Raw genomic sequence first — 9,065 nt, 5'->3', positions numbered from 1 at the left:
ATGAAAACTATGTTTCAAAATTAGCTTAAAGTTACTTGTTTTTTAACTCAGTTCTTTGTTGTACAGCGTTTTTTATTCAATTGGTATATTCAAATCAACTATGAATTTATTCTCGGGATGTTCCCTATAATCATTGTGATAAATTTCAAATGGATTTTCTATGCTCTTTTTATATCCATTTTCATTCATCCAAATGAAAAGACTTGTCCAAGATTTTTCGAATTCATTAGGCGTAATTTCAAAACGACCAACAATACATTTTCCTTTCTTAATAGTCAATTTATTAATCTCACCTTCTGTTTCAAAAGGCTCGTTAGTTGCTAAAAATATACTCATACGTACCTTATTAGGTTCAGTAACTTTGAAACTGTCGTAGAAAATCCTACCCATTTTTGCTTCTGAATTATTAAGCAAACCTTTGGGAATTGCCCATTTTGTGAGTTTTCCAAAAGCGTTTTCAATTCCGTTTATTCCAACGTGAGTTACTCCAGCTAAATTCAATTCAGGTGTTTCTTTAATTTCAATTTTTGCATTCATTTCAGTCCATTTTTTTAGATTATCAATGATGCAAATGTATTTTTCATAGTCAGGATATTCTTGTCCGTTCTTGCTTTTTAGTTGACGAATCTTGCTATGTCTATTTGGGTTTTCTTTTATAAATCCGGTTGGACTTATTCCAAAATATTTTTTAAAAGTTCTTGAATATGATGAATTATCACTAAAACCGTATTTGTGCGCTATTTCTGTTGTCGTGATGTTTTTATGCAGTAAATCCAAAGCTGATTTTTCAATTCTTCGTCTTGTCACATATTCATTTAGCGTTTCTTCAGTAACAAATTTGAAAACTCTATGAAAATGAAATGGTGAGAAAAAAGCAACTTCTGAAACAGTGTTCAAAGATAAATCCGATTCCAAGTTTTGGTCAATAAATTCAAAAACTCGGTTAATTCGATTTTTGTAGTCGGTTTCTATTTCTCTATCTAAAATTTTCATCTGTGTTCAAATGCTGTACAACGTGTTTGTGTATGGTTAGTTGCGTGGTTAAGCGACTAAGTTAACAAATACTCACGACATAGAAAATCCGAAGGGATTTTCGTACGTAAGCACGGAAAAGCAATTAACTATACACGGTGTTGTACAACGTTATTATAGTCAATGTTGTTTAATATTATTTATCCATAATACTTATCAGAGTATCCAATCTACTGCAAACATCACTTGCATCATATACTGGTGAAGTATTACTAGCTATATCTTCTAATTTTGAGTCTATTGACGATAATAAATCTCTTAATTCTTCAAATTGTTGTTGTTCCATTTTTATATATATTAAATTAAATATTCTCCTATGGCTACTCCAACTGCAATTGCAGAAGCTATAAGCCACCAATAATTTTTCAATAAGTTAGAAATTTTTAATTCTTCTTCCAAACCTCTTATAGTTTGTTTGTAATTAAGCTCTTCTAATTTCAGTTTGTCGATATTATCTTTTAAATTTTGTCTTTCAGTTTCTTTTTTAATTTCAATTGTATTGTCTAATTCTTTTTGTTTTAAAGTTAAAAAGTATTCTTTAAATCCACCATTTCTATGAAAAACAATTGTTCGTTCATTTGGTCTAACGTGAGTATTATCTTCTTCATAATTTGTAGTTCCAGAATTAGTTGAATCGAAAACATTTAGAAGGTATTTAAAATCATCAACCATTTCCTTATTCGACATTTTGTCTGAATAAAAGTTCGAGTTATGCAAATCATCTGCAGTAACCAACCAATCAGTATCTATCATCTTGTCAAGAAGAAAATCCAATTTAAGTATGTCTTTTTCACTTAATTTCATAATGTTCTCGATGTTCGTGTTAATGTTGTACAACGGTCTTGTATATGGCTCGTAGCGTGCAAATTATAAAATTATTTTCGGATTAAACACAAGCCAGATTTTTAAATTTTACTATTTATTTTTTTATTAGAAATCGTCAAATTTAAAAATTTGGCGACTTTCCAAATATGCCTTAACTTCGATTTAGCAACTGATTAGCTATGAGCTATATACGTTGTTGTGTGTAGTATTTTACGCTCCTAATTCAACCTCTCCATTTGTAAAATAATAAACAATTTTATTAGATATTTCTCTATTAACTTTTTCACTAATATTCTTTTCGTCAGAATATAGGTTTAGTTTATGCCAATTTAATTCAATAAATTCCATAACTTCTTGTTTCTCATAATTAACAGAGAATTTACCTTTTTTAGCTTTATTTTTCTTGAGTGTATTTAGATGACATAAAAAAGCAGTTTTCATAAAACCTCCAGCATCATCCATTGCCATTAAGTATGGCCAGCAATTAGACATTTTAAACAATTCTAGAATCCATTCTTTTACTTCTGGTATTTCAAATAATTCTCTTTCATCAAAATCATAGTCGTCAAAACTAATATCTACTTTGTTTTTTAAGTGAATAATTAAATCTGTTGTTGCTTGAATTCTCTCCAATCCATCAAATAAAAATTGAAAGTTTTTCTCAAGCAGCTCTTTTTTAGGGACTTGAAAAAGAATTCTATTGTGTTTCTTTAATAATTCATTAATCTGCCATTCCTCTTCCAATTGGGAAGAAAAGTCAGTTATTGGTCCAACGTGTTGTAAAAGTAATTTCTTTGCTTTTTTATTGAGATTTTTGTTCTCAGGAATTGTCATTTTCCAAGAGTTTTTTGCTTTATCTGTTTTAGTAGCATCAAATAATTCCCAAACAATTTTTCGAGTATTTGGATTTATTAAAATTATTAAAATTGGAAGAGGATAATTAATATAATAATTAAGGTGCTTGTTATTTCCTCTAAATATATAACCAATGTCGTTCTTTTCGTTAAAGAAACTCTCTCCAGTTTTTAGTTGAAAAGCAATTGATTTTCCAGTAACTTTTCCGTCATCAGAAATAATATCCAGATGTCCATCAATTCCGAAATCATCCTCTAGATGAGTTTCTCTAAACAACCAATTTAATTTATTCTCAACTTTGTCTTTTAGAATAGCAATTCCTTTTCGACCAGTTAGTCCAGCAGAGTTAATTTTCGGAAAATTTGCATCTTCTAAATTCATTTACGATTGTTTTTTCATATTACACACAACGTGTTTGTATATGGTTTGTTGCGTGGTTTAGCACGTAATTTAGCAAATAAAAACCGAATAGAAAATCCGCTAGGATTTTCGTAAGTAGGCTAGAACTAGCAATAAATTATATACGGTGTTGTGTGTGCGTTGTTTTTAATTCAGATGTTTCTTGATTTTTATTAAACAAAATTTAAACTCACTTTTATTTAATTCCGAATATTCTTTCCAAACAATTGGGTAATCATCTTTTAATTCAAGTTTATATGTTTTAGCTCCAGTAAAAGTCCAATGTTTCTTATTCTGATTTATATACCTCCAAAAGTTGTCTTTTTTTTCATATTTTTTTGCGTCTATTTTTGAATAATTCCAACCTTTGTATTCTTTTCTTATTATACTATTTTGGTGACACGAAAAATGTTTGTCAAAAGTCTCTTTTTCTCCAACATTATTGTTGATGTAATTCTCATCATTGGTTAAAATAAATATAATTCCGAAATCACTTTTCTCCTCTTTAGTTAAATATTGTTCAATTCTGTAAATATCTTTTCTAAAACTGTAGCGACCAATATCTCTTGCTCCTTGATTTGTCAAATTATATGTTTCTCCATTAAATTCAGTTTCGAGTTTTTTTGTTTTATATTTTAATTCAATCGGAATTGTTTTTCCATTTTTGTCATAAACTATAATGTCAATTGGTGCTCTTACAATTGATTTATTTCCATAAATATCTGTCATATTAATATTTATAGGTTTTTCAAGTCGAATTTCCAATTCAGGATAAAGTTCTTTAATTATAAATCCTAATGATAATTTTAAATCATCTTCAGAATGAAAAATTCCTCTTTCTTTTTTAAGTTTTGATATTGAATTTTCAAAAAAGTCTTTCATTTAGCAGGATTTCGGCAATGACACACAACGTTTTTGTATATGATTTGTTGCGTGTTTCAAGCAACTAATTTAGTAAATAATTACCGACCAAGAAAGTCCGCGAGGACTTTCGCAAGTAGGCAAGAAAGCCAGCAATAAATTATATACGGTGTTCTACGCAGTTTTTATTTCCGTTAATATTTTTCCTTCTCTATTCAGTTCATATTTATAACCTTCCCAATCTATTAATTCAATTCTGTTTTCAACAATTTTAAATTCCGTTTTTCCGTCTGGATTTACAAAAATATCTCTCGCACTAAAATTCCATTTAGTTTCTCCATTTTTATCAATTCGGCTAACTTGAATTTCTCCGTGAACGATAAAATCTTCGTCAAATTCATAAATTCCGAAACAAGTTGCAATGTCATATTGATTTCTCCAATTAGCTGATAAGTCCGTTAAATTCAGAGAATATATTTGGTCAGAACAGCAAATGTAAATTCGGTCATTTTTAATTAGAAATGAATTTTCAGAAATTCCAGTTGCTCCTCCAGATTCCAACAATAATGCGCTACACTTTTCAATTCCGTTTTCTGTTATTCGAATTCCGTGTTTTGAAGAAGGTTTATATTCAGATTCAATTCCTAAATCGGCTGGATATTGTTTCTTAAATCTCTGACCAAATTCCGCTGAATCCAAATCAGATTCATTTGTTATTTCAATTACGGAATTTTTATATTTTACTTTCATTTTGTTGGTTTGGTCAAATTGCGTAGAACGTGTTTGTGTATGGTTAGTTGCGTGGTTGGGTAGCTAAGTTAGCAAACATTTACGAACCCGTGAAAATTCCGCAGGAATTTTCGCAAGTAGGCAAGAACCAAGCAATTAATTATACACGGTGTTACCTGCTGGCTTTTATTCATTTATTATTCCAATTACTTGCTTTTCCAAATCCGCAATTCCGTTAAATTTTCTGAACATCAAATCTTTTCCGATTGATTTTAATTCAGACGTTAATTCTATTATCAAGTCCAATGGTTCGACTTCATATCCGAACAGATTTTGGTCAAATTGTGTTCCGATTAGAAGTCCATCATTAGCCATTCCAACACACCAATTTTCCATAAATTCAGCTAATGGAATTTCGGTCGCCTTGTATTTTTTCCATTCGTCTTTGGCGCAGGATTTAGCTCGAACTTTTTCTGCCCAAAAACATATCATTCCAATTGGATTTCCATAATCATCCTCAAATTGGGTGGAACTTGACGTTGCAAATCCGTTTTTACTTTTTAGTCCGTAAACTATTCCATTTTCAGAAACTGTTTTTATGAATTTCTGATGTCGATTTTTTAGAGTGATTGAATCTTGAAACATTGTTACCTGCTGGCTTTTCATTTTTTACTGTTAATCATTTAATAAAAACTTAACTTCTTCAAAAAACTTATCATTTCTAAAGCGACTAATACCTTTGGCATCTTCCAAAATGATAATTTGTCCGTTGCTATTACTGTAAAAATTTGAAATCGTTATTTCTTCTTTATTGATTTTCTGTAATTCAAGTCTGATGTAGCCTTTATTCGAAGATATAATTCCGTCAGTCAATTGGTCAGATTTGTTTAAAATGTTAATTAGATTAGTAATCTTGATAGAGTCGGTTATTACTTTTCTATTAGCAAGATTTGGAATTTCATTGTAGCCTTTTTTTGTGATTGTTATTTTCTCAATATTTGAAAAGTCAAACTCAGTCAAAGGTCTATCATTATTGCAAGAAATGAAGGTTAATATTAAGGTTAAAAATAAGAGTTTGTTGATCATTTTTCAGCTTGCAGGTAACGGTTTTGTGTATGGTTAGTTGCGTGGTTCAGCAACTAAGTTAGCAAACTTTTACGAACCCGTGAAAATTCCGCAGGAATTTTCGCAAGTAGGGAAGAACCTAGCAATTAATTATACACGGTGTTAGGCACAGTAATTATTCGTTTTTCTTTTCTGAATCTTTCGAGAATAATTGACTCATTGTCCATAATTTAAAAACAATATCTTTATCAAAATAATTATTTTCTTTAAGTTTCTGTAATTCTACTGTGCTTTCTCCATTTTTTAAGATTTTATTCCATTGGGAATTGGATACATTTTTCACTAATTCGTTTAAGTGAATTTCCTTATCTGTATGACCACTTAATAGTGTAGTTGTTATTGCTATGATTTTAAAATCAACATCATTTAAATCACTTTGATAATTTTGAATTACTCCGAGATTCGATTTGTATAAATTCAAAAAATAAAATGAAAAAGTTCCTAAAAATAATAATAAGGAAAGTTTAGGAATGAAATATGTGATAAAATTAAACCATTTTCCCTCGTAATTAGCTGATGAATAAATTCCACTATAGAATAAAAATGCAATAGCAATAGTTGAGGAAATTATTCCGATTGTTAGATTTAAATTGGCTCGTCTACTTAAAGAAGAAAGCTCATTAAGTAATCTTTTTCTAACTTGATTAAAGTTTTCTGTTAGTTGACTTAATCTAAAATTTTCAGGGTCATTTTTATTTTCATATTCTTCTTTTAGTTTTTTGTCTAATTCCGAAACTGTACTATTAATTTCTTTTCTAAAAATATCTATTAAATACTTCTGTTTTTCTTCATCAGTTACTGAAGTCTTTATGAGGTTTTCAATAGACTTTCGTTTTTTTGATTCACTAGATTCTTCTCTTTGGTTTTTAAGTTTCTCTAATAAATCAGAGTATTGTTGTTTTGTTGAATTTAAATATCGAAGTATAATTGAACTAGTTGCAACTAGGACAGAAGTAAGTGCTATAATAGTAAAAGCTTTATTATCTACTAAACTTTCTAAAATTTCGTTCATATTTTTCTTATTGTGCCTAACGTGTTTGTATATGGTTTGTTGCGTGATTTAGCAATTAAGTTAACAAATAAAAACCGAATAGAAAATCCGCGAGGATTTTCGTAAGTAGGCTAGAACTAGCAATAAATTATATACGGTGTTGCCAGTAGTTTTTATTTCATATTGTCTTTTTCAATGTCAACATTTACTTCGATTAAAGATAATATTTTTATCCAATCTTTTTTATTTCTAATCCTCAAATCTAAAAGGTTGTACAATTCTTGGTCATCTATATATTTAATTGACAACAAGTCAAAACCAAAATCAAAAATCCTCGTATCCAGTTTAGTTTTAACTATTTTATCTATTTGGATTATTTTTTCAGTCGTTTTATTAATTCCTGCGTAGTATTTAATTTTCAATTTATTCTGTTCAGTATTATATTCAATCAAATGGTTTTTCGATTTATAAATAATGATTAAAGAAACTATTATCCATAAGATTAGGTAATAAATTATGAATCCGAATTCTAAAGAGTTTTTCAACACATAGATTATTAGAATTATCAAGAATATTGAAGGTAAAAGGAATTTGTTGAGTAACATCTTATTTTTTAAAGTCATTTTTCGTTTAAATTCTATTTTCCTTTTTAATTCAATTTGGGTTAAACTTGTTGCTATTTGTTCAAATTAAAATAGGTTTCCGCTGTTTTTTAAATTACTGGCAACGTGTTTGTGTATGATTAGTTGCGTGGTTCAGCAACTAATTTAGCAAACTTTGACGAACCCGTGAATATTCCGCAGGAATATTCGCAAGTAGGCAAGAACCAAGCAATTAATTATACACGGTGTTGTAAGCAGTTTTTATTCTTCAACTTCAGGATTCATAGGTGAAAGATAAGTATCATTTTGTTCAGAAACCTTTCCTTTTTTCATAACCCATACTTTAAATTTATTTTCATTTCCTCTTTCAATATCTTCATCATCTTGTACGTATAAAATTCCGTACGAACCTTTCGAAATATGAGAAATCCATTTAAAAAAATCAATTACGTGTTCAGTTCGATGGTTATGATTTGCCATTATTGATAAATGATAAGTTCCATTCAAACCTTTTAATGAGTAAATTTCATTTCCGTAATCTAATTCAGATATTTTCAGTTCGATTTTATTTACAATGGAATTCAGAAGTTTGTCGTTATCATCTTCTTCTTTAAAAGACTCTCTAATTATTGCCCATCCATTAAATTCAATCATTTTTGTTTGTTTCTTGAGTGTTGCGTTAAATTGCTTACAACGTGATTGTGTATGGTTAGTTGCGTGGTTTAGCGACTAAGTTAGCAAACATTTACGAACCTGTGAATATTCCGCAGGAATATTCGCAAGTAGAGAAGAAAACAGCAATTAATTATACACGGTGTTGTGTGTTCGTTTTTATTTTCAGATTATTATCCATCCGTTTTTCACAAAAGTGAGTTCAGCGTTTTTAATAAAAGATTTCCAATCAGTTTTTTCATTCGCTTTTTCATTTGTTAATTCAAATAAATAAACTTGAGGATTAGCCATATTTGGTTGATAAAGCCAAAACCAAAATCTCTTAACTTTTGGGTTTTTAGATAAAAATTCAAGCTCCTCTAAATTTCCAATTCGTAAGCTGATTGCACTTAAAATATCAGGATAAAACAGACCTTTTTCGAAAATCAGATTATAGTCAGAATTCGTGTCGAAAAGCTCTACATATTGAACTTTTCCAAATTTTATTTTGTTTTCAGATTTTTCTATTTCTCCTACAAATTTCGAATAATGCTTTTTCTTGTATTCTTCTTTGAAAAATTCTTGTGCCCAATATTTTTCTTGTTCTCCTTGATTTTTAAAAGGTGGTTTTAATTCAGTTGTTTTTTCAGTTTCAACTTTTTCAGGATTGTTTTGGGATTTGCAACCAAAAGAGAAAGTCAGAAGTAATATTGTCACAATTAATTTCATTTTCTTGATTTTAGTTACGAATTTCATTTAATATTTTTAATCGAAAAAATCACATTGAGCGAACTATGTCTTTCGTTGAGTTACGTTGCTCTTAAATGACACACAACGGTTTTGTGTATGGTTAGTTGCGTGGTTAAGCAACTAAGTTAGCAAACATTTACGAACCCGTGAATATTCCGCAGGAATATTCGCAAGTAGGCTAGAACAAAGCAATTAATTATACACGGCTTAAGTTTACAATTCATTAAATTTAAGGATAAATCAGA

Annotated in this window: 12 protein-coding genes; all 12 read right to left on the bottom strand. The window is 29.2% G+C overall.

The window, feature by feature from the left end; all coding sequences use genetic code 11:
• Positions 1-72: 72 nt before the first annotated feature.
• The gene (locus ABD730_RS00060) at positions 73-993 is read right to left on the bottom strand and encodes an AraC family transcriptional regulator (RefSeq protein WP_344711717.1); all 921 of its coding nucleotides are present in this window, start codon (positions 991-993) and stop codon (positions 73-75) included.
• A 175-nt stretch (positions 994-1,168) separates the two neighbouring features.
• Complete coding sequence (locus ABD730_RS00055; protein ID WP_344711715.1) at positions 1,169-1,318, bottom strand: hypothetical protein; 150 nt, start codon at positions 1,316-1,318, stop codon at positions 1,169-1,171.
• Positions 1,319-1,329: 11 nt separating this feature from the next.
• Positions 1,330-1,836 carry a hypothetical protein gene (locus ABD730_RS00050; RefSeq protein ID WP_344711713.1) on the bottom strand — a complete coding sequence of 169 codons (507 nt, stop codon included), beginning with the start codon at positions 1,834-1,836 and terminating at the stop codon, positions 1,330-1,332.
• A 231-nt stretch (positions 1,837-2,067) separates the two neighbouring features.
• Entirely contained in the window at positions 2,068-3,093 is a 1,026-nt protein-coding gene (locus tag ABD730_RS00045) for a DUF4365 domain-containing protein (RefSeq protein WP_344711711.1), read from the bottom strand.
• A gap of 165 nt (positions 3,094-3,258) precedes the next feature.
• On the bottom strand, positions 3,259-3,993 hold the full coding sequence (locus ABD730_RS00040) for a hypothetical protein (RefSeq protein WP_344711708.1): 735 nt from the start codon (positions 3,991-3,993) through the stop codon (positions 3,259-3,261).
• A gap of 153 nt (positions 3,994-4,146) precedes the next feature.
• On the bottom strand, positions 4,147-4,722 hold the full coding sequence (locus ABD730_RS00035) for a hypothetical protein (RefSeq protein WP_344711706.1): 576 nt from the start codon (positions 4,720-4,722) through the stop codon (positions 4,147-4,149).
• 165 nt (positions 4,723-4,887) lie between these two features.
• On the bottom strand, positions 4,888-5,367 hold the full coding sequence (locus ABD730_RS00030; protein WP_344711704.1) for a DUF2750 domain-containing protein: 480 nt from the start codon (positions 5,365-5,367) through the stop codon (positions 4,888-4,890).
• Between the two features lie 9 nt (positions 5,368-5,376).
• Complete coding sequence (locus ABD730_RS00025) at positions 5,377-5,787, bottom strand: hypothetical protein (protein WP_344711702.1); 411 nt, start codon at positions 5,785-5,787, stop codon at positions 5,377-5,379.
• Between the two features lie 154 nt (positions 5,788-5,941).
• Positions 5,942-6,838 (bottom strand): hypothetical protein, encoded by an 897-nt coding sequence (locus ABD730_RS00020; protein ID WP_344711700.1) that lies wholly within the window; start codon positions 6,836-6,838, stop codon positions 5,942-5,944.
• 152 nt (positions 6,839-6,990) lie between these two features.
• Complete coding sequence (locus tag ABD730_RS00015; RefSeq protein WP_179339392.1) at positions 6,991-7,239, bottom strand: hypothetical protein; 249 nt, start codon at positions 7,237-7,239, stop codon at positions 6,991-6,993.
• Between the two features lie 441 nt (positions 7,240-7,680).
• The gene (locus ABD730_RS00010; RefSeq protein WP_344711695.1) at positions 7,681-8,073 is read right to left on the bottom strand and encodes an Imm7 family immunity protein; all 393 of its coding nucleotides are present in this window, start codon (positions 8,071-8,073) and stop codon (positions 7,681-7,683) included.
• Positions 8,074-8,256: 183 nt separating this feature from the next.
• Positions 8,257-8,826 (bottom strand): hypothetical protein, encoded by a 570-nt coding sequence (locus ABD730_RS00005; protein WP_344711693.1) that lies wholly within the window; start codon positions 8,824-8,826, stop codon positions 8,257-8,259.
• Positions 8,827-9,065 lie beyond the last annotated feature (239 nt).

Source organism: Winogradskyella damuponensis (assembly GCF_039538385.1).
Taxonomy (GTDB): Bacteria; Bacteroidota; Bacteroidia; order Flavobacteriales; family Flavobacteriaceae; genus Winogradskyella; species Winogradskyella damuponensis.
The sequence above is the reverse complement of the archived record's forward strand: the minus strand, read 5'-3'. Positions and strand labels throughout refer to the sequence as shown.

Coding starts and splice junctions, on each gene's coding strand:
- ABD730_RS00060 (WP_344711717.1), bottom strand. CDS start 993: ATGAAAATTTTAGATAGAGAAATAGAAACCGACTACAAAAATCGAATT.
- ABD730_RS00055 (WP_344711715.1), bottom strand. CDS start 1,318: ATGGAACAACAACAATTTGAAGAATTAAGAGATTTATTATCGTCAATA.
- ABD730_RS00050 (WP_344711713.1), bottom strand. CDS start 1,836: ATGAAATTAAGTGAAAAAGACATACTTAAATTGGATTTTCTTCTTGAC.
- ABD730_RS00045 (WP_344711711.1), bottom strand. CDS start 3,093: ATGAATTTAGAAGATGCAAATTTTCCGAAAATTAACTCTGCTGGACTA.
- ABD730_RS00040 (WP_344711708.1), bottom strand. CDS start 3,993: ATGAAAGACTTTTTTGAAAATTCAATATCAAAACTTAAAAAAGAAAGA.
- ABD730_RS00035 (WP_344711706.1), bottom strand. CDS start 4,722: ATGAAAGTAAAATATAAAAATTCCGTAATTGAAATAACAAATGAATCT.
- ABD730_RS00030 (WP_344711704.1), bottom strand. CDS start 5,367: ATGAAAAGCCAGCAGGTAACAATGTTTCAAGATTCAATCACTCTAAAA.
- ABD730_RS00025 (WP_344711702.1), bottom strand. CDS start 5,787: ATGATCAACAAACTCTTATTTTTAACCTTAATATTAACCTTCATTTCT.
- ABD730_RS00020 (WP_344711700.1), bottom strand. CDS start 6,838: ATGAACGAAATTTTAGAAAGTTTAGTAGATAATAAAGCTTTTACTATT.
- ABD730_RS00010 (WP_344711695.1), bottom strand. CDS start 8,073: ATGATTGAATTTAATGGATGGGCAATAATTAGAGAGTCTTTTAAAGAA.
- ABD730_RS00005 (WP_344711693.1), bottom strand. CDS start 8,826: ATGAAATTCGTAACTAAAATCAAGAAAATGAAATTAATTGTGACAATA.